Raw genomic sequence first — 19,432 nt, forward strand, 5'->3', positions numbered from 1 at the left:
GATGACAAGAGGCTGTTTTCTGCGGATTTTTCCTCAAAGCATCCGATAGCCAAATGCCTTGTTGGCCAGTTCCACCACCTTCGGATCGGGATCAGGGAAATCCATCGGCACGAGCTTTTCCAGCGTCTCGGCAACATATTTCAGCGCGGCGATGCGCCCTGCCTTGCGGTGATTATTGTCGATGACATGCCAAGGGGCATATTTGCTGTCGGTCTTGGCGAACATGCTGTGCATGGCAGCCAAGTAGTCGTCGCGCCGCGCTCGGTTACGATAGTCTTCCGTTCCGGTTTTCCAGCGTTTCCAAGGCGTATCGAGCCGCTGGGCCAGCTGCTCGTCCTGGGTCTCCTGCGTGATGTGGACGAATAGCTTGACGATGTTCGTCCCCGCATCGACCTGCTGCTTTTCGAAGGCGTTGATTTCGTCATAAGCGCGCTTCCATTCGGACTTCGCGCAATAGCCTTCTACTCGCTCCACCAGAACGCGCCCGTACCAGCTGCGGTCGAAGATGGCGATATGCTTGCCTGCGGGTAGCCGCGTCCAGAAACGCCATAGGAAATGGCGGTCGCGTTCCTCCTCGCTAGGCGCCGCGATCGGCCAGACGCGGTAATAACGCGGGTCCCAATCGGCGGTCATCCGCTTGATGATGCCGCCCTTGCCTGCCGCATCCCACCCTTCAAGCAGGATGACGCTGCGCCTGCCATGGATCAGATGAGCGACCTGAATCTTCGCCAACCGCTCCTGTAAACTGGCCAGTTGGGCGTCATAGTCGCCCTTGAGCGCTTTGCCCTTCTCATAATCGGCAAGTTCAATGGTCATGAACAGATCATGCGCCGTGCCCGCGCTGCTGTCGAGTGGGGTCAGCGCACCCGCATCAGCCGCAAGACACCCTGCGCCATCAGGATCGACAATGCGTAACTGGCCAGCAACTGGCTGGTCCAATGACCGCCCATCGTCACCCGCGCCGCCCAGCCCAGCACCAGCCAGACCAGCGCGATCCAGCCCGCGGCCCGCGCCCAGCCGCGCCGTTCCGCCAGCGCGACGAGCATTAGCAGGCCTGTCGTGGTACCCGTTATCAGGCCATAGGTCGATGGCAGGCCCGACGACGGACTGGGCCTCGCAACGGCGACCAGCGTGGGCAAGGGTCGGGGCGAAAAAATGAAAAACCGAAGCAAGCCGTCGGTCGCGAGGGCGAGCGCGAAGGCGATCGGCGCCGCAAGCGCGGCAACACGCCCCCGCAAGATCCAAAGGAGCAGCGCGACGACGCCAGTCATCGCCCACATCCATGGTTCAGTCGCGCTTTTCGTGACAATGCCTGCCCATTCGGGCGAGTGACCCAGCAGCGCCTGGAGGCCACGCGTCAGAGCGACGTCACCGGGCAACGGTCCGTTCGCGGCCCAGTTGAGCACACCGAGCGTCACGCCGGCCAAGCACAGCAGGAAAACGGAACTGCGAGTGATCGTCATGCCTGTCACCATCCCAGTGACGGTGGACGACAAGCATGACGATGATAAGTCACGCCTTGGCCTGCGGCTCCACAACGCGGATATGCAAATCGCGAAGCTGCTTGAACTCGGCCGGGGACGGCGCGCCCATGAGCAGGTCTTCAGCACGCTGGTTCATCGGGAAGAGCGTTATCTCCCGCAGATTCTGCGCCCCGCAGAGCAGCATCACGATTCGGTCCACGCCCGCAGCCATCCCACCATGCGGCGGCGCGCCATATTGGAAGGCGCGATAAAGGCCTCCGAAACGTTCCTCCACGTCCTGCTGCGACAGGCCCACCTTCTCGAATGCCTTTACCATCAGCTCCGGCGACTGGTTACGGATCGAACCCGACGCGATCTCATAGCCGTTGCAGACCATGTCATATTGATAAGCCTTGAGGCTCAGCGGGTCTTGATTATCGAGCGCGTCCATTCCGCCTTGCGGCATGGAGAAGGGGTTGTGCGCGAAATCGATCGACTTCGTTTCCTCGTCATACTCGTAGAAGGGGAAATCGACGATCCAGCACAGTTCAAACCTGTCCTTGTCGATCAAGTCGAGCTGTTCACCCACGCGAATCCGTGCAAGGCCCGCGAGCTTGGCCGCCTGGCTTTCCTTGCCTGCGGCGAAAAACACGCCGTCATTCGGACCCAGGGCGAGCGCTTCGATCAGCTTGGTCGTCTGCTCTTCGCCATGATTCTTGGCGATGGGACCACCCGGCACGCCGTCCTTGATGTTGATATAGCCAAGGCCCGAATAGCCTTCCGCCCGCGCCCAGTTGTTCATTTCATCGAAGAATTTGCGGCTGCCAGCACCTGCGCCCGGCGCAGGGATTGCGCGAATGACGCTGCCGCTGTCTACCAGGCTGGCGAAGATGCCGAAGCCCGAACCCACGAAATGCTCGGTGACGTCGGTAATCAGGATCGGGTTGCGTAGGTCAGGCTTGTCCGACCCATATTTCAGCATCGCTTCGGCATGCGGGATGCGCGGGAAGCTGCCCGCCGGGGTGACCGGCTTACCGTCGGCGAACGCCTCGAACACCTGGGCGATGACCGGCTCCATGGTGTTCCACACATCTTCCTGCGTGACGAAGCTCATTTCCAGATCGAGCTGGTAGAACTCACCCGGCAAACGATCGGCGCGGGGGTCTTCATCGCGGAAGCAGGGTGCGATCTGGAAATAGCGGTCAAAGCCCGCCACCATCAGCAGCTGCTTATACTGCTGCGGCGCCTGCGGCAGGGCGTAGAATTTCCCGGCATGAATGCGGCTGGGCACCAGAAAGTCGCGCGCGCCTTCCGGGCTGCTTGCGGTCAGGATGGGCGTTGAATATTCGGTGAAGCCAATCCCCTCCATGCGGCGGCGCATGTCCGAAATGATTTTCGTCCGCTTGACGATATTGGCGTGCAGCGTCTCGCGGCGCAGGTCGAGGAAGCGGTATCGCAGGCGAATATCCTCGGGATATTCCTGCTCGCCCGCGACCGGCAGCGGCAGGTCTGCGGCGGCAGACAGCAGCACCGCATCCAGCGCGCGGATTTCGATCTCGCCGGTCGGCAGGTTTGGGTTCACCGCCTCCTTCGCGCGGGCGACGACCTTGCCCGTCACGGTCACGACGCTTTCGGCGCGCAGCGATTCGATCACCTTGAACACCGGACCATCGACTTCGGTGACAATCTGCACCATGCCATAATGGTCCCGCAAATCGATGAAGACCAGATCGCCATGATCGCGCTTGCGATGCACCCATCCCGACACGCGAACCTCATTACCGACTTCGGCCGATGTCAGGGCGCCGCAGGTATGGGTGCGATAGGCGTGCATGGCGTTTTGGTCTTTCAACTGCGTTTTACGGAAATGACAAATTGTTGCGGCCCCGCTATGGGCTAGCCTTGTCGACTATCGACGAGCCCGCCGGGGAGCGGGCCAGCCCATAATAAGATCGAAGACCATATGCAAATCCATCCGCTGATTACCGACAGCAAGACTCTCGCTTCATTTTGCGCACGGATCGCCAAATCGCCCTATATAGCGGTCGATACCGAGTTCATGCGCGAGAACAGCTATTGGCCCGACCTCTGCCTCGTGCAGGTTGCGGACGACAATGAAGCAGCCGCCATCGATCCCAAGGCCCCCGGCCTTGACCTTTCGCCCCTGCTCGACCTGCTGGTCGATAATGAGGATGTGCTAAAGGTCTTTCACGCCGGTGGGCAGGATCTGGAGATCATCTACAATCTGACCGGCAAGACGCCTCATCCGCTGTTCGACACCCAGATTGCGGCTATGGCGCTCGGCCTTGGCGAGCAGATCGGATATGGCAATCTGGTCGATGCCTGGCTGGGCGTTCAGCTCGACAAGGGCGCGCGCTTTACCGACTGGGGGCGCCGCCCGCTCGACAAGCGTCAGATCGACTATGCGATCGGCGACGTCACCTACCTCATTCAGATCTTCCCGAAAATGCTCGAGGAATTGAAGCGCACCGGTCGGGGCGACTGGCTCGACCAGGAAATGGAACGGATCAGCGACGCGGAAAATTACGTGAATGAGCCGGCGGAGGCGTGGAAGCGCGTCCGCATCGCCAGCCGCAAGGCGGATGTGCTTGGCCGTTTGAAGGCGCTGGCCGCATGGCGCGAGATAGAGGCGCAGGACAAGAACCTCCCGCGCGGCCGCATCGTCAAGGATGAGACGCTGGCCGATATCGCCAGCCACCCACCGCGTGCCCAAGAGGATCTGGGCAAGGTGCGCGGCCTGTCCGCCACATGGAAAACGAACGATATCGGCGCGCGGTTGATGCAGGCCCTCGCCAGCCACCAGCCGCTGGACAAGGAGGAAATGCCCGAGCGCGATCCCAAGCGCCCCGGACTGGGGAAGGACGGTGCACTGGTCGCCGACTTGCTCAAGCTTCTCCTGAAAATCCGGTCGCGCGACATCAATGTCGCCGCGCGACTGATCGCCCGGACGGACGATATCGACGCACTGGCGGCAGGCGTTCGTGAGGACCTCTCGATCCTCGAAGGGTGGCGCTATGAACAATTCGGCCGCGACGCGGTTGACCTGGTGGAAGGCCGTCTTGCCTTCGCGGTCAAGGGGGGCCGGCTCAAGATGACACGCACCGAATAGGAGCAGACGATATGCGGATGGCGGCGCTTATTCCTCTCACTATGCTAGCGGCTTGCGTAGGCACGGGAGATCCGGGCCCTGCCACCCCTTCAGCTGTCGAAGGCGCTTGCCGGAATAACGGGCTTGACCAGTTCCTGGGCCAGACCGCCAGCTCTCCGGTAGGCGCGCAACTTCTTGCTGCCTCGGGCGCACGCACGTTGCGCTGGGGCGCGCCGGGCATGGCCATGACGATGGACTTTCGGGCCGACCGGCTGACCGTCAACTATGATGAAAAGATGGTGATCACCTCTGCACGATGCGGTTGACGGCAGAAGCTTCATCGCCTGAACTCACCATCGTCAACGAAGGTAGTGGCACGGCGTACCGCCTGATCCTGCAAAGACATTATCTGCACGGCGAGACCAACAAGGACGTCGCAAAACACCAACCTGCCCGGAAGACATGGCGGGCAGATCAGCATTCCAACCCGATAAGCGTACCACCGGCAATCCGCCCGACATTGCGTTTGCCATCGATTTCCATCCAGTCAGGGGTGACCTCCAGCCGCCGTCCCCTGATCGTCGTGCGCAGATGTTCGACCGCTATTCGATTGCGCGCCACGATCCGCAGCACCGCCAATCCGTCGCCGCGGGCTGCCATGACGCTGTAGCGGTCGCCGCGCAGCAGGAAGTGCCAGCTGCCGTCAGAGGGTAGCCATTCGTTGCCATCAATGATTTGAACGGGCGCTCCATCGGCCCCACCCAGTCGCAGGCTGATCCGGGTGGCGCCATTGCTGCGGCGAGGCGGCGCGAATATCAGAATCGGCTCGCCTTCGAGCGTCAGCGGAATAGGGGTGTCGCGCACCTGACGGGATCCGCCAAGGATCAACGTAGGAAGGTCGGGCGAAAATGGCAGGCGATCGCGGGCGAAGTGGCGCTGCCGTACGACCGGATTGGTATGAAAACTCTGCACCTGCGTGGACGTCAGCCGCCCTTCCTCGACTAGGCCATGACATGTGGGGCACAGCAGCGTGCCGCCAGACCCCTCCGGTAAGCGCAAATAGCGGTAGATGGTGACGCCACAGCGCACGCAGGCAAATCCGCATGCCTGCCGTATATCGTCTCGCTGCTGGGTCGTCAGCGCTGGCAGCGACGGCATCACGGGCAGGCTCATGGACGGCATTCCCTTGCATCGCCGTTCTGCTTCATTGCAGATCGGCGTTACCCTGGAGGCGTCCTTCCCTTTAAGGGCTCTGGCAGGCCCATCACCTGTACATCGTTAAAATAAAGTGCGTGAGTCAAGTAGGATCGCGCATCAACGCTGTGGCAGCAGGTCCAAGTTGCGCGATGCGGCGATATCGCGGATGCGTCCGGGGCGAGGCATTGACTTGATCGCGATTTCCGCGACGTCGCCTGCGCTGAACAGTTCGATGTTGCCGACATCGAACAGGCGCTGGCTCAGGCTTTGAGTGATCCGCACACTGCGGATGCTGGACAGGGCGATCTCCGTCCGCTGCTTGGACAGGATGCCGCGTTCCATCAGGACTTCGCGATCGGATAGCGCCAGCCGCTCGCCTTTCGCCATGATCCACCAGATCGCGATGACAAGGATGCCGAGGACCGAAATCAGCAGCAGGATGAACAGGAAAGGATGCGCCCGGAACATCGCGGGATGTTCGTCATATAGCCAGCCCGTGCCCATTTCGCCTCCTGCCGCTTGCTTACTGCATTGACCATGGAAGCCGCGCTCTGGTCAACATGCGCGATTAATCAGCTTTCGTCGCCCATGCGTAGCGCTGCGATAAAGGCTTCCTGAGGAATCTGGACGCTGCCATATTCGCGCATCCGCTTCTTGCCTTCCTTCTGCTTCTCCAACAGCTTCTTCTTGCGGGTGATGTCGCCGCCATAGCATTTGGCGGTCACGTCCTTGCGCATCGCCGCGATCGTCTCGCGCGCGATAACCTTGCCGCCGATCGCCGCCTGGATCGGAATCTTGAACAGGTGACGGGGGATCAGGTCTTTCAGCCGTTCGCACATATGCCGACCTCGCGCTTCGGCGGCGCTGCGGTGGACAATCATGCTGAGCGCATCGACCGGCTCGTTATTGACGAGAATGCTCATCTTGACGAGGTCACCCTCGCGCGTGCCGATCTGATGATAGTCGAAACTCGCATAGCCGCGTGAAATCGACTTCAGCCGGTCATAGAAATCGAACACCACTTCGTTGAGCGGCAGTTCATAGGTCACCTGCGCGCGGCCGCCGACATAGGTCAGGTTCTTCTGGATGCCGCGCCGGTCCTGGCAGAGCTTTAGGATCGAGCCGAGATACTCGTCAGGGCAATAGATCACCGCCTCGATCCATGGCTCCTCGATCATCTCGATATGGTTGGGATCGGGCATGTCGGCCGGGTTGTGCAGGTGGCGCACGGTCCCGTCCTTCATGTGCATCTCATAGACCACCGACGGCGCGGTCGTGATGAGGTCCAGATCATATTCGCGCGTCAGCCGCTCCTGGATGATCTCCAGGTGGAGCAACCCCAGGAACCCGCAGCGAAAGCCGAAGCCCAGCGCCGCGCTGGTTTCCATCTCGAAGGAGAAGCTCGCATCGTTCAGGCGCAGCTTGGAGATCGAATCCCGCAGCTTCTCAAAGTCGTTCGCATCGACGGGGAACAGGCCACAGAAGACAACAGGCTGCACTTCCTTGAACCCCGGCAGCGGCTTAGCTGCGGGGTTCTTGACCGTCGTGATTGTGTCGCCAACGCGGGTCTGGCTGATGTCCTTGATCTGGGCGGTGATGAAGCCGATCTCGCCGGGGCCAAGCTCGGGCAACGCTTCGATCTTGGGCCGCATGCAACCGACGCGGTCGATCAGATGCTCGGTGCCGCCGATCATGAACTTGATGTTCTGGCCCTTCTTGATGACACCGTTCATCACGCGCACCAGAATGACGACGCCCAGATAGGGGTCGTACCAGCTATCGACCAGCATCGCTTCGAGCGGCGCGTCCCTGTCGCCCTTGGGCGCCGGAATGCGGGCAACGATGGCTTCCAGCACCTCGTCGATGCCGATGCCCGACTTTGCGCTGGCCAATACGGCCTGCGACGCATCGAGGCCAATCACTTCCTCGATTTCCGCGCGCACCTTCTCCGGCTCGGCTGCAGGCAGGTCGATCTTGTTGAGAACAGGCACGATCTCATGGTCATGCTCGATTGACTGATAGACGTTAGCCAGCGTCTGCGCTTCCACGCCCTGCGCCGCATCGACCACCAGCAACGCTCCCTCGCAAGCGGCGAGCGACCTGCTGACCTCATAAGCGAAATCGACATGGCCCGGTGTGTCCATGAGGTTCAGTTCATAGGTTTCCCCATTCTTGGCAACATAGTCGAGGCGCACGGTCTGCGCCTTGATGGTGATGCCACGCTCTTTCTCGATATCCATATTGTCGAGAACCTGGGCCGACATCTCGCGGTCCGTGAGGCCGCCGGTGCGCTGGATCAGCCGGTCGGCCAATGTCGACTTGCCATGGTCGATATGAGCGATGATCGAGAAATTGCGAATGTGGGAAAGGTCGGTCATGGACCGCGCCGATAGCAGCCATTTGCAGACCTGTCAGCAGAGACGCGCATCGGCGACGTTCATCGCACAAGCATGCCCTATCCCTCCTTTGCATCGCTTGAACCGCCACACCGTTGTGCTAGAGGATTGCTCAACAACAGGGTGGCCTCAAACAAACACAGATCAGCAACTTCCAGGGGGTGCATAGCCATGCATAGGTTCACGAAATTCCTCGCCGCCGCGGCCAGCCTTGCCGTTCTGACCACGCCTGCCATCGCCGCTGAAAAGGGCTCGTCCGCGCGTCAACAGCAGGCCAAGAAAACCGCCGAAATTCCGCGTTGCACCCGTCGCATTGGCACGGTCGCGATCGTTGAACCGGACAATCAGTGGTGGCGCGAACTGAATCTGGGCAGCCCCGAAGCGATCCTGAAGGTCTTCATTCAGCAGTCCGGCTGCTTCGGCATCGTCAATCGCGGACGCGCGATGGCCAGCAGAAACCTGGAACGCGCGATGGCGGACTCCGGCGAACTTCAGGCGGGATCGAACCTAGGCAAGGGCCAGGTGAAAGCGGCCGATTATTATCTGCAGCCTGACATCGTCTCATCGAACAAGAATTCGGGCGGCAACGCAATCGGCGGCATGCTTGGCGGATTCCTCGGCGGCCGCACCCTGGGCGCACTGGCTGGCGGCATTTCAGTCAAGAAGAGCGAGGCCAACGTCACCCTGTCGATCGTCAACGCCCGCACGACCGAGGAAGAGGCGCTGACCGAAGGCTATTCGCGCAAGTCGGACCTCAGCTTCGGCGGTGGTGGCGGCGCGGGCTGGTGGGGCGGTTTCGCCGCAGCCGGTGGCGGCGGCTATCAGAATACGGAGATAGGTCAGGTCATTGTCCTTGCCTATCTCGACGCCTATACGAAGCTGGTGACCCAGCTCGGCGGCCTTCCGGCGAACGCAGCAGCCGCGGCTCCGCGCGCGCAGTAAGAATGACTGTTAGTAAAAATGGGGCGTTGCCGGATCAAGGCAGCGCCCCATTTTTCATGTCCGGCCAAGTCAATCATGCGGGAAAGGCTTCTCCGAGCGACAATGGCGCCTTCCCAAGGGTCAGGTGGAACCGGCTGTTGCCTCGGTCAATGCCACACTCTTCCGACGCCGCTTGCGCCACCAGTTCAGGATTGCCTCCCCCGCAGGCCGTTCGACGACACGGTTGATCAGCGTTCCCAGGGTCAGGGCGACAAGAAATGCAGTCAGAAAACCAATCCAGGGGCTAAAGCCCAGTTCTGCAATCTTCAGCATCACGACAAAGCCGACATGCTGGTGGATGAGGTAGAAGGAATAGCTGATGCCGCCCATCCAAACGAGCGGCCGCACAGCGACCCAACGCAAATAGCCCGCGATCAGCGCAGCGAAGCTGGCCAGCAGGATGCAAGCGACCAGCGTGACGTCCCAGCTTTCCATCACTGCGACCGATAGCAGGGCAAGCGCCGCATAGATCGCCTGTTGCCGCCAGCTTCGCTGTCCCGCCCATACGCGATAGGATAGCATGCCGATGATGAAAAATGGCACATAGCGCAGCACCAGGATCATTACGATGCGTTCGGGCATGTCTGGCCAGAAACCATAAATCGCCCGGAGCGCCAGCCACGGGATGAACATGGGCTCCAGCCACCTCATGCCAACCCATTTCCACATCTCAATCATGCAAAAGTAAAAGGCGATCTCGACCGTCAAGGTCCAATAGGCGCCATCCACCTCGGGCAGAAAGGCAAAGCCCTGCAGCATGGTGATATTCGCAAGGATAGCCCCGGGCCCGATCAGCAATTGCGATGCCTTGGCCAGATATTCGATCGAAAGCGTCAGCGCCATGGCTACCAGGTAGGCGGGATAGAGCCGGGCTATGCGATTGACGGTGAAATCCGCCACGCTCGCGATCCGGTCCAGCGTGAAGAAAATGGCGAAGCCCGAAATGGTGAAGAACAGCAGCACCCGATAATTGCCGCCAGGAAAGCTGAAAGGCACATGCGCTGCCTGCGGGAACAATTCGTGAAAGCGTGTGGAATAGTGGAATATCAGCACACACAGCGCACCAACGCCGCGCAATGCATCCAATTCCGTCAGACGGGCACGAGAGGGCAATCCACTCACCCGCCCGCCATAGCAATTAAACAGCAATCAACCGTTAATAGAAACGCAGAAATGTAAATGGGACCGAGTTTTCAATTTCGTGATATTCGCACAAGCGATCCAAGCTTTTCCTTCGCTTTGACAGCGATCGGTGAACCGGACCCCATTGTCCGAGGATAGTGTGGATCTGGTATGGCGGGCTGCTGCAAGCTTGGTCGCCTTGCAGTGCATGCCAGCAAACATCAGTTCGGCCTGCGGTCCACGGCGATAAAGAGGAAGCCTTTACCGCCCTCGTAGCGCAGTTCAGCGATATCGACTTGGAAGTAGTCGATCTCATATTCTCCTTCGGCTTCACCCGATCGTCCTTCGGCAACCGGAAATACAGTAGCTCTACAGGCATCGGTGTAAACTGCTTTGCCTCGGGCGCAAGGCAGGATTGCGGCCTTTTCCAAGCAGGGCAACAACGCCCCCGAACAGGACGCGATCAAGGCGGACAAGGGCTTCAACGAGATCTAGCTCCAGCCCGCCCCGGCGGCGCAAAAGGACACCGACCAAGCTGGACGCTCAGGTTCGCCAAGGCCAAGCCCTCGGCGAACGGCAAGCCGGGTCTTGATCCGCCGGGCAGGAGGTAACTCAGCCTTGGCCCTGGTCCAGGATTGCGGCGATCGCGACGCTCACATCGCTCATATCGGCCATGCCATCAACACGCGACACGATGCCGCGCGCTTCATAGATGGGCAGAATCGGCGACGTCTTGGCGCGATATTCGGCCATCCGGGTCCGCACGGTTTGCTCGTTATCGTCAGGACGACGCTTGAATTCATGCCCCTCGCATTTGTCGCACTGACCCTCGACTTTGGGCTGCTTGAAGACGTCATGATAGCCCTCGCCGCAAGTCGCGCAGGTGAAGCGGCCAGTGATGCGCTCGACCAGCGCATCCTCATCGACCTCCAACTCCACGACATAATCAAGCGTCCGGCCGCGATCAGCGAGAATCCCGTCGAGCGAGTGCGCCTGCGCCTCAGTCCGCGGGTAACCATCGAAGATTACCCCGGTTTCGACGCCAAGATCATCGAGCGCTTCGCCGATGATTCCCGACACGATCTCGTCGGATACCAATTGACCCGCTTCCATGACCGCTTTGGCCTTGAGGCCGATGGGCGTCTGCGCCTTGACTGCGGCTCGCAGCATGTCGCCAGTCGACAGTTGCACCATGCCCCGGCTTTCCACCAGGCGGCTCGCCTGCGTGCCCTTGCCCGCTCCCGGAGGACCCAGCAGAATGATATTCATGCGCGCATACTCCCCTGTTCTTGCGCTTTGACGCGTCGCACCGCTCAGCGGAGCCGTCCCTTCAGCTTGGCCTTCTTGATCAGATCGCCATATTGATGCGCCAGCAGATGGCTCTGGATCTGCGTCACGGTATCCACCGTAACATTGACGACGATCAGCAGGCTTGTTCCACCCAGATAGAAGGGAATACCCGCCCTTGCGATGGCGAACTCCGGCACCAGACAGATGATCGTGAGATAGGCTGCACCGATCACGGTGATCCGGGTCAGCACATAGTCCAGATAATGTTCCGTGTTCTTACCCGGACGAATGCCGGGTATGAAGCCACCATTACGCTTCAGATTATCCGCAGTCTCTTCCGGATTGAACACGACTGCCGTGTAAAAGAAGCAGAAGAACACGATGCCGAGGCCGTAGAGGGCCATGTAGACCGGACTGCCATGAGACAGATACTGGTTCAGCGTCAACACGAAATCACCCAGCCTGCTCTCACCCGCCACGGTCTGTCCCGCGAATTGCGAGATGGTGAGCGGCATGAGCAGCAGCGAACTGGCGAAGATCGGCGGGATGACACCTGCTGTATTCACTTTCAGCGGCAGATGGCTGCGATCGGCCTGCATAAGGCCTTGCCGGGTCTGGCGCTTGGGATACTGGATCAGCACCCGTCGCTGCGCCCGCTCCATGAAGCAGATCAGCAGGATCAGACCGACCGCCATTGCGATGATCAGCACGATGAGCAGGCCGGAGATCGACCCCTCGCTCCCCGACTTGAACAGGTTGCCAAGCGTCACCGGCAACTGCGCCACGATGCCCGCCATAATTATGAGACTGACGCCATTGCCGATCCCGCGCGACGTGATTTGCTCACCGAGCCACATCAGGAACATGGTGCCGCCGATCAGCGATACGACCGCGGCGACGCGGAAGAGAACGCCCGGATCGACAACAGCCTGCACGCCGGACTGCGCGCCGAAACTCTCAAGGCCCACGGCGATGAAATAGCCCTGCACGGCCGTCAGGCCGACCGTCCCGTAGCGCGTATATTGATTGAGCTTCTTGCGCCCGCTTTCGCCTTCCTTCTTGATCGCAGCGAGCTGCGGCGAGAGAGAGGCGGCCAGTTGCACCACGATCGACGCCGTAATGTACGGCATCACGCCAAGCGCAATAAGGCTCATGCGCGACAGCGACCCGCCCGAGAAGGTATTGAAGATGTCGAGGACACCGCCATTGGTCTGCTTGTACAGCTCCGCCAGCGCGGTCGGATCTACACCCGGCAGCGGCACGAAGCTCAAAAAGCGGAAAACGATCAGCGCGCCCAGCGTAAACCATAGGCGCTTCTTGAGATCGGTCGCCTGGCTGAACTTCGCCAGGCTGAGATTGGATGCGAGCTGGTCGGCTCTCGATGCCATCTTGGCTGCCCTTCAAAACATCTTGCCGGAGTCTCGCCCCGGCCTGAATCGCTAACCCCTTAGCGGGGTCACGGAGCCCTGTCGAACCGCGATTTGCGGTTCATGCGACAAAGCGCCCCCGAAACAGATGACCCCGCTGGCCCATATCGGGCAGCGGGGTCATGCTTGCAAGCTTTGGAAGCAGGCTCAGCCCTTCCGGGCCGCCTTCTTGGCGGCCAGGGCGGTGCCCTTCTTGGCCTTGGCCTTTTCTGCTGCAGGAACGACCTCGATCACCTCGACCTTACCGCCAGCCTTCTCAACAGCCTCAATAGCGCCCTTCGATGCGCCGGCCACCAGCAAGTTGACCTTCGCGGTCAGTTCGCCCTTGCCGAGCAAACGCACGCCATCCTTGCCGCCACGGGCCAGAGCAGCCGCCTTGAGCGCTGCATGATCGATCGTCGCGTTGGCGTCCAGCTTGCCGGCCTCAATAGCCTTCTGCAGCGCCCCCAGGTTCACGATCGCGTAATCCTTGGCGAAGATGTTGTTGAAGCCGCGCTTCGGAATGCGCATGTGGAGCGGCATCTGGCCACCCTCGAAGCCATTGATGGCAACGCCCGAACGAGCCTTCGCGCCCTTCTGGCCTCGGCCAGCAGTCTTGCCCTTGCCCGAGCCGATGCCGCGGCCGACGCGCATGCGGCCCTTGCGGGCGCCAGCATTGTCATTGAGTTCGTTAAGCTTGGTCATCTGTGCACTCGCTTTCGCTATGTTCGCGCAGTCCCGACGAGGGACAACAAAGAGGAGGCGCCACTAGCGCGCTTCCCAAAAAACGAAAGAGGGGCTCCCCCCTCTCCCGCTCAATTCTGTCTGGTCGCAGGCCTTAGCCTTCCACCACCTGCACCATATGGGGCAGCTTCTTGATCGCGCCGCGGACTTCCGCAGTGTCTTCCAGCTCCACCACCCGGTGCATCTTGCCCAGGCCCAGACCGATCAGAATCTTCTTCTGGTCGGCGGGGCGACGGATCGGCGAACCGATCTGCTTGATCTTGATCTTCGCCATGTCGTCTTACTCCACAATCGCTTCGGCATCAGCCTGCGCGACTTCGGCCGAAGCACCGCCGCGACGGAGCAGGTCAGCGACCTTCTTGCCACGGCGCTGCGCCACCGACTTCGGGCTGGTCTGCTCACCCAGCGCCGCGAAGGTTGCACGGATCATGTTGTAGGGGTTCGACGTGCCGTTCGACTTGGTCACGACGTCAGCGACGCCGAGGCTTTCGAACACGGCGCGCATCGGACCGCCCGCAATGATGCCCGTACCGGCCGGAGCCGAACGAACCGTCACCTTGCCTGCGCCGAAATGACCAAGGCCGTCATGATGCAGCGTGCGGCCTTCCTTCAGCGGAACGCGAACCATCGCCTTCTTGGCCGAAGCAGTCGCCTTGCTGATCGCTTCAGGCACTTCGCGCGCCTTGCCATGACCAAAGCCCGCACGGCCCTTGCCGTCGCCGACCACGACCAGAGCAGCGAAGCCGAAGCGCTTACCGCCCTTGACGGTCTTCGATACGCGGTTGATGTGAACCAGCTTCTCGATCAGTTCTTCGCCCTGATCTTCATCGCGATTGCCGCCACGGCGGTCGTCACGGCGGCCACGACCACCACGTTCGCCACGGTTGCGGTCGCCGCCACGGCCACGACCACGGCCGGGACCGCGCGCCTCGGTCTGCTGCTCGCCACCTTCGACGGCAGCGGGTGCGCCCGGCTGGGCCTGGATTTCGTTTTCGTCAGCCATGTTCAGAACTCCAGCCCGGCTTCACGGGCCGCATCGGCCAGCGCCTTGACGCGGCCATGGAAGAGGAAGCCACCGCGATCGAACACGACCTGGGTGACGCCGGCAGCGGTCGCCGCAACGGCGACCCGCTTGCCGACTTCGGCGGCGGCTTGCGCGGTTGCACCGGCCTTACCGCGCACATCCTTGTCCAGGGTCGATGCCGCAGCCAGGGTCTTGCCCTGCGTGTCATCAATCACCTGGGCGTAAATGTGACGGCCCGAACGGTGGACGCTAAGGCGGGGCTTATGGCCCGAAACAGCCTTGAGCGCGGTGCGAACGCGACGGCGACGCCGCGCGAAGAGGGAAAGCTTTGCCATCTTACTTCTTCTTCCCTTCCTTGCGGAAGATGAATTCGCCGGCGTACTTGATGCCCTTGCCCTTATAGGGTTCGGGCTTGCGCCAACGACGGATCTCGGCCGCTACCTGACCGACCTGCTGTTTGTCGATGCCGCTGATCTCGACCGTGGTATTGTCCGGGGTCTTGATCTCGATCCCTTCCGGGATCTCGAAATCGACGTCATGGCTGTAGCCCAGCTGCAGCTTGAGGTTCTTGCCCTGCGAGTTGGCGCGGTAGCCGACACCGGTGATGAGCAACTTCTTGGAGAAGCCCTCGGTCACGCCGGTGATCAGGTTCTGCACCAGGGTCCGCTGCATGCCCCAGAAGGCGCGCGCCTGCTTGGTCTTGTTTGCGGGCTGCACCGAAATGCCGTCATTCTCCAGCGTGTAGCTGATCTCGTCGCGCAGCGGCATGGCGAGAGTGCCCTTGGGGCCTTTCACCGAGAGCTGCCCGGCCTCGATGGTCGCCGTCACCCCCGCGGGGATCGCGACCGGCTTTTTACCGATACGGCTCATCAGAACACCTCCGCCAGCACTTCGCCGCCGACATTCTGCTCACGCGCCTCGGCGTCGGACAGAACGCCACGAGGCGTCGACACGATGGTGATGCCCAGGCCATTACGCACTACCGGCAGTTCCTTGGAACCTGAATAGACGCGACGGCCGGGCTTCGACACGCGGGCGACATGCTTAATCGCCGGCTGGCCTTCGAAATACTTCAATTCAATGCGCAGGCCGGGGTGCTTGCCGAGAGCTTCCTCGGAATAGCCACGGATATATCCTTCGCGCTGCAACACGTCGAGCACGCGGGCACGGAGCTTCGAAGCGGGAGACACTACGCTGTCCTTCTTCGCCTGCTGCCCATTGCGGATGCGGGTGAGCATATCACCCAGGGGATCGGTCAATGCCATCTCAAATGATCCTTACCAGCTCGACTTGGTGACGCCGGGGATCAGGCCCTTGTTAGCCAGATCACGAAGCTGCACGCGGCAGAGACGGAATTTGCGGTAATAAGCGCGGGGACGTCCCGTCAGTTCACAGCGGTTCCGGACGCGAGTCGGGTTACCATTGCGGGGGATCTCCGCCATCTTCAGACGCGCGATCAGGCGATCGCTGTCATCGGCCGCGGTATCATTCGCGATCGCCTTGAGCTTCGCATAGCGGCCGGCATATTTCTTTACCAGCTTCTTGCGGCGCTCGTTCTTGTTGATCGAACTCAGTTTCGCCATGACTTAAGTTCTCTTCCTTTGTCTATGCATTGGGAGAGAAGCGGGACCTGTTCAGGCCGCCTGCTTCTGCTCTTCAAGCGGGAAGGGGAAGCCGAAGAGACGCAGCAGTTCGCGCGCTTCCTCGTCCGTCTTCGCCGTGGTGGTCACGATGATGTCCATGCCGCGCACCTTGTCGATGCGGTCATAGTTGATCTCGGGGAAGATGATCTGCTCCTTGATACCGAAGGCATAGTTGCCACGGCCATCGAAGCTCTTCGGATTGAGACCACGGAAGTCGCGCACGCGAGGGAGCGCGACGTTGATCAGACGATCCAGGAACTCATACATGCGCTCGCGGCGCAGCGTCACCTTGGCGCCGATCGGCATGCCTTCACGCAGCTTGAACTGCGCGATCGACTTGCGAGCCTTGGTGATGACCGGCTTCTGACCGGCGATCAGTTCCATTTCCTCGGCCGCAGAAGTGACCTTCTTCTTGTCCTGCGTCGCCTCGCCCACGCCCATGTTAAGCGTGATCTTCTCGATCTTCGGCACTTCCATGACGTTCTTGTAACCGAACTTCTCGGTCATCGCCTTGACGATTTCGGCGTCATACTGCGCCTTCGAGCGCGGAGTATACTTGTCGCTCATTACAGCACCTCACCCGACTTGACGGCGACGCGGACCTTCTTGCCGTCGCGGTCCTCGAAACGGACGCGGGTCGGCTTGCCATCCTTGTCGGCGACAGCAACGTTCGAAATGTGGAGCGGCGCGGGCTTGCGCTCGATGCCACCTTGCGGGTTCGCCTGGTCAGGCTTGCGGTGACGCGCATGCACGTTGATGCCTTCGACGAGGACCTTGTCCTTGGTCGGCAGCACCTGAAGGACCGAGCCGGTGCGGCCCTTGTCCTTGCCAGCCAGGATGACGACCTTGTCGCCCTTCTTGATTCTTGCAGCGCTCATTACAGCACCTCGGGAGCGAGCGAGATGATCTTCATGTGCTTCTTGGCGCGCAGTTCGCGAACGACCGGGCCAAAGATACGGGTGCCGATCGGCTCCTCGTTCTTGTTGATGAGCACAGCGGCGTTGCCGTCGAAACGAATCACGCTGCCATCAGCGCGACGCACGTCCTTGGCGGTGCGCACGATGACGGCGCGATGCACGTCACCCTTCTTCACCTTGCCACGAGGGGCAGCTTCCTTGATCGAGACGACGATGATGTCGCCCACGCTCGCGAAGCGACGCTTCGAGCCGCCCAGCACCTTGATGCACTGGACGCGCTTGGCGCCGCTGTTGTCAGCGACGTCAAGATTGGATTGCATCTGGATCATGGATCCGGTTCCTTCTTATTTGGCCTACCGGGGCAATTCCCGGCGGTTCCGAATTTCGTTGCCTAGAGCCCCTAAGCCGAACCTTTGACTCTACGCGAAGCGCGGGCCTGTACCCTTTCCTTAAGGAAAAGGCCAGCCCCGCGCCGCATTTTTCGTTCAAAGGCTCAACGAGCCTCCCTCAGGCCGCCGTTTCCGGCGACTTGTGGGTGTCCACGCGCTCGATGACCTTCCAGGTCTTGAGCTTGGAAATCGGAGCGGTCTCCTCGATGCGGACCGTTTCGCCTTCCTTGTAGACATTGCCCTCGTCATGGGCATGGTACTTCTTCGAACGGCGGATGATCTTGCCGTAGAGCGCATGCTTAACCTTGCGCTCCACGCGAACTACCACCGTCTTGTCGGTCTTGTCGGAAACCACCGTTCCCGTCAGCACGCGCTTGGGCATCGTGTGTTTCCTTTACTTCGCGGCCAAGCGCGAACGCTCGGTCTGGAGGGTCTTGATCTGCGCGATCGACCGGCGGACTTCCTTCACGCGGCTGGGCTTTTCCAGCTGGTTGGTGGCCGCCTGGAAGCGCAGATTGAACTGCTCGCGCTTCAGGTTGTTGAGTTCGGTCGACAGTTCGTCGTCCGTCTTGGTCTTGAGGTCGGCAACGTTCGCCACGGCTTAACCCTCCAGGTGCGAGGTGTCGCCGAGGCGGGCAACAACCTTGGTCTTGACGGGCAGCTTCATCGCGGCGCGCGAGAATGCCTCTGCTGCGAGCGGGCCGGGAACGCCGTCCAGTTCGAACAGGATACGACCGGGCTTAACCCGTGCCGCCCAATATTCAACCGAACCCTTGCCCTTGCCCTGACGGACTTCGGCCGGCTTCTTCGACACAGGCACATCGGGGAACACGCGGATCCACAGCCGTCCCTGACGGCGGATGTGGCGCGTGATCGCACGGCGAGCCGCTTCGATCTGGCGTGCGGTGATCCGCTCGGGCTCCAGAGCCTTCAGACCATAGGAGCCAAAGTTCAGAGCCGATCCGCCTTTGGCGTCGCCCTTGATCCGGCCCTTGAAGGTCTTGCGGAACTTCATTTTCTTCGGTTGCAGCATGACGCTATTACCTTCTTATCTTCAGCGCGCCGGGCGCACACCGGAGGTCTGAGCCTCCAGCATCAGCCGGTCGGTCGCGAACGGATCATGGCCGAGAATCTCGCCCTTGAAGATCCAGACCTTGATGCCGCAGACGCCATAAGCGGTGTGCGCCGTGGCTTCAGCATAGTCGACGTTCGCACGCAGCGTGTGCAGCGGAACGCGGCCTTCGCGATACCATTCGACGCGCGCGATCTCTGCGCCGCCCAGACGGCCGCCACAGGTTATCTTGATACCTTCTGCGCCCAGACGGAGAGCAGACTGTACAGCACGCTTCATAGCGCGGCGGAATGCCACGCGGCGTTCCAGCTGATCGGCGATACCCTGCGCAACGAGCTTGGAGTCGATTTCCGGCTTGCGGATTTCAACGATGTTCAAGCTGACGTCCGAAGATGTCAGGCTGCCTAGCTTCTTGCGGAGCTTTTCAATGTCCGCGCCCTTCTTGCCGATGATGACACCGGGGCGGGCTGCGTAGATCGAAATCCGGCACAGCTTGGCCGGTCGCTCGATCACGACCTTGGAGATCGCGGCCTGCGGCAGGTTCTTCATGATGAACTGGCGGATCTTCAGATCCTCCAGCAGCAGGCGGCCATAGTCGGCGCCTTCTGCGAACCAGCGGCTGTCCCAGGTACGGTTGATCTGCAGGCGCAGACCGATCGGATTGCTCTTGTGACCCATA

Annotated in this window: 27 protein-coding genes; 3 read left to right on the forward strand and 24 right to left on the reverse strand. The window is 60.9% G+C overall.

Annotated features, from left to right (window positions below):
- Window positions 1-33: 33 nt before the first annotated feature.
- From K663_RS15090 to aspS, 3 genes are read right to left on the reverse strand one after another with little or no spacing between them, the layout of a single operon-like run.
- Window positions 34-816, reverse strand: coding sequence for a polyphosphate kinase 2 family protein (locus K663_RS15090; protein ID WP_062119335.1), 783 nt, complete (start codon window positions 814-816; stop codon window positions 34-36).
- A gap of 41 nt (window positions 817-857) precedes the next feature.
- Window positions 858-1,463 carry a phosphatase PAP2 family protein gene (locus K663_RS15095; protein WP_145902292.1) on the reverse strand — a complete coding sequence of 202 codons (606 nt, stop codon included), beginning with the start codon at window positions 1,461-1,463 and terminating at the stop codon, window positions 858-860.
- Between the two features lie 49 nt (window positions 1,464-1,512).
- Window positions 1,513-3,297 carry an aspartate--tRNA ligase gene (aspS, locus tag K663_RS15100; protein ID WP_062119339.1) on the reverse strand — a complete coding sequence of 595 codons (1,785 nt, stop codon included), beginning with the start codon at window positions 3,295-3,297 and terminating at the stop codon, window positions 1,513-1,515.
- Window positions 3,298-3,426: 129 nt separating this feature from the next.
- On the opposite strand from aspS, the gene rnd reads away from it, so the two are divergent.
- Together rnd and K663_RS15110 are read left to right on the forward strand one after the other, a co-directional pair.
- On the forward strand, window positions 3,427-4,593 hold the full coding sequence (rnd, locus tag K663_RS15105; RefSeq protein ID WP_062119340.1) for a ribonuclease D: 1,167 nt from the start codon (window positions 3,427-3,429) through the stop codon (window positions 4,591-4,593).
- A gap of 11 nt (window positions 4,594-4,604) precedes the next feature.
- Window positions 4,605-4,898, forward strand: coding sequence for an I78 family peptidase inhibitor (locus K663_RS15110; RefSeq protein ID WP_083535924.1), 294 nt, complete (start codon window positions 4,605-4,607; stop codon window positions 4,896-4,898).
- A gap of 148 nt (window positions 4,899-5,046) precedes the next feature.
- Here K663_RS15110 and K663_RS15115 read toward each other — a convergent pair whose 3' ends face one another.
- From K663_RS15115 to lepA, 3 genes are all read right to left on the reverse strand, one after another.
- Window positions 5,047-5,730 (reverse strand): hypothetical protein, encoded by a 684-nt coding sequence (locus K663_RS15115; protein WP_062121035.1) that lies wholly within the window; start codon window positions 5,728-5,730, stop codon window positions 5,047-5,049.
- A 156-nt stretch (window positions 5,731-5,886) separates the two neighbouring features.
- Window positions 5,887-6,273: a PH domain-containing protein gene (locus K663_RS15120; protein WP_062119346.1), complete on the reverse strand. Its 387-nt coding sequence runs from the start codon at window positions 6,271-6,273 to the stop codon at window positions 5,887-5,889.
- 68 nt (window positions 6,274-6,341) lie between these two features.
- Window positions 6,342-8,147 (reverse strand): translation elongation factor 4, encoded by a 1,806-nt coding sequence (gene lepA, locus K663_RS15125; protein ID WP_062119349.1) that lies wholly within the window; start codon window positions 8,145-8,147, stop codon window positions 6,342-6,344.
- A gap of 189 nt (window positions 8,148-8,336) precedes the next feature.
- Between lepA and K663_RS15130 the strand changes: the two genes are divergently transcribed.
- Window positions 8,337-9,107: a CsgG/HfaB family protein gene (locus tag K663_RS15130; protein ID WP_062119352.1), complete on the forward strand. Its 771-nt coding sequence runs from the start codon at window positions 8,337-8,339 to the stop codon at window positions 9,105-9,107.
- Between the two features lie 120 nt (window positions 9,108-9,227).
- Here K663_RS15130 and K663_RS15135 read toward each other — a convergent pair whose 3' ends face one another.
- The 18 genes from K663_RS15135 to rpsC all read right to left on the reverse strand — a co-directional run bounded on the left by K663_RS15135 (window position 9,228) and on the right by rpsC (window position 19,431).
- Window positions 9,228-10,268: an acyltransferase family protein gene (locus tag K663_RS15135; RefSeq protein ID WP_201026644.1), complete on the reverse strand. Its 1,041-nt coding sequence runs from the start codon at window positions 10,266-10,268 to the stop codon at window positions 9,228-9,230.
- A gap of 221 nt (window positions 10,269-10,489) precedes the next feature.
- Window positions 10,490-10,753 (reverse strand): hypothetical protein, encoded by a 264-nt coding sequence (locus K663_RS23920; protein WP_145902293.1) that lies wholly within the window; start codon window positions 10,751-10,753, stop codon window positions 10,490-10,492.
- 127 nt (window positions 10,754-10,880) lie between these two features.
- A complete protein-coding gene (locus K663_RS15140) occupies window positions 10,881-11,537 on the reverse strand; it encodes an adenylate kinase (RefSeq protein WP_062119357.1) in 657 nt (218 codons plus the stop codon).
- Between the two features lie 44 nt (window positions 11,538-11,581).
- Window positions 11,582-12,946 (reverse strand): preprotein translocase subunit SecY, encoded by a 1,365-nt coding sequence (secY, locus tag K663_RS15145; RefSeq protein ID WP_062119360.1) that lies wholly within the window; start codon window positions 12,944-12,946, stop codon window positions 11,582-11,584.
- 186 nt (window positions 12,947-13,132) lie between these two features.
- Window positions 13,133-13,669, reverse strand: a complete 537-nt coding sequence (rplO, locus tag K663_RS15150) for a 50S ribosomal protein L15 (protein ID WP_062119362.1) — start codon at window positions 13,667-13,669, stop codon at window positions 13,133-13,135.
- A gap of 133 nt (window positions 13,670-13,802) precedes the next feature.
- Window positions 13,803-13,982 (reverse strand): 50S ribosomal protein L30, encoded by a 180-nt coding sequence (gene rpmD, locus K663_RS15155; protein WP_022682102.1) that lies wholly within the window; start codon window positions 13,980-13,982, stop codon window positions 13,803-13,805.
- Window positions 13,983-13,988: 6 nt separating this feature from the next.
- A complete protein-coding gene (gene rpsE / locus K663_RS15160; RefSeq protein WP_037464450.1) occupies window positions 13,989-14,711 on the reverse strand; it encodes a 30S ribosomal protein S5 in 723 nt (240 codons plus the stop codon).
- A 2-nt stretch (window positions 14,712-14,713) separates the two neighbouring features.
- The gene (rplR, locus tag K663_RS15165) at window positions 14,714-15,067 is read right to left on the reverse strand and encodes a 50S ribosomal protein L18 (protein ID WP_062119364.1); all 354 of its coding nucleotides are present in this window, start codon (window positions 15,065-15,067) and stop codon (window positions 14,714-14,716) included.
- 1 nt (window position 15,068) lies between these two features.
- Window positions 15,069-15,602 carry a 50S ribosomal protein L6 gene (gene rplF / locus K663_RS15170; RefSeq protein WP_062119368.1) on the reverse strand — a complete coding sequence of 178 codons (534 nt, stop codon included), beginning with the start codon at window positions 15,600-15,602 and terminating at the stop codon, window positions 15,069-15,071.
- On the reverse strand, window positions 15,602-15,997 hold the full coding sequence (rpsH, locus tag K663_RS15175; RefSeq protein WP_021239751.1) for a 30S ribosomal protein S8: 396 nt from the start codon (window positions 15,995-15,997) through the stop codon (window positions 15,602-15,604). The genes rplF and rpsH overlap by 1 nt, the downstream gene beginning before the upstream one ends.
- Before the next feature lie 12 nt (window positions 15,998-16,009).
- Window positions 16,010-16,315: a 30S ribosomal protein S14 gene (gene rpsN / locus K663_RS15180; protein ID WP_007707881.1), complete on the reverse strand. Its 306-nt coding sequence runs from the start codon at window positions 16,313-16,315 to the stop codon at window positions 16,010-16,012.
- Window positions 16,316-16,366: 51 nt separating this feature from the next.
- Window positions 16,367-16,942, reverse strand: a complete 576-nt coding sequence (gene rplE, locus K663_RS15185) for a 50S ribosomal protein L5 (protein ID WP_037464441.1) — start codon at window positions 16,940-16,942, stop codon at window positions 16,367-16,369.
- On the reverse strand, window positions 16,942-17,253 hold the full coding sequence (rplX, locus tag K663_RS15190) for a 50S ribosomal protein L24 (protein ID WP_062119370.1): 312 nt from the start codon (window positions 17,251-17,253) through the stop codon (window positions 16,942-16,944). The genes rplE and rplX overlap by 1 nt, the downstream gene beginning before the upstream one ends.
- Window positions 17,253-17,621, reverse strand: coding sequence for a 50S ribosomal protein L14 (gene rplN / locus K663_RS15195; RefSeq protein ID WP_007686569.1), 369 nt, complete (start codon window positions 17,619-17,621; stop codon window positions 17,253-17,255). Before rplN ends, rplX begins: the two co-directional genes overlap by 1 nt.
- Window positions 17,622-17,799: 178 nt before the next feature.
- Complete coding sequence (rpsQ, locus tag K663_RS15200; protein WP_006960320.1) at window positions 17,800-18,063, reverse strand: 30S ribosomal protein S17; 264 nt, start codon at window positions 18,061-18,063, stop codon at window positions 17,800-17,802.
- 12 nt (window positions 18,064-18,075) lie between these two features.
- Window positions 18,076-18,279: a 50S ribosomal protein L29 gene (rpmC, locus tag K663_RS15205; protein WP_062119373.1), complete on the reverse strand. Its 204-nt coding sequence runs from the start codon at window positions 18,277-18,279 to the stop codon at window positions 18,076-18,078.
- Window positions 18,280-18,282: 3 nt separating this feature from the next.
- Window positions 18,283-18,714: a 50S ribosomal protein L16 gene (gene rplP / locus K663_RS15210; protein WP_037464435.1), complete on the reverse strand. Its 432-nt coding sequence runs from the start codon at window positions 18,712-18,714 to the stop codon at window positions 18,283-18,285.
- 21 nt (window positions 18,715-18,735) lie between these two features.
- Window positions 18,736-19,431, reverse strand: a complete 696-nt coding sequence (rpsC, locus tag K663_RS15215; protein WP_062119376.1) for a 30S ribosomal protein S3 — start codon at window positions 19,429-19,431, stop codon at window positions 18,736-18,738.
- Window position 19,432: the final 1 nt, after the last annotated feature.

This window comes from Sphingobium sp. MI1205, from assembly GCF_001563285.1.
Lineage (GTDB): Bacteria > Pseudomonadota > Alphaproteobacteria > Sphingomonadales > Sphingomonadaceae > Sphingobium.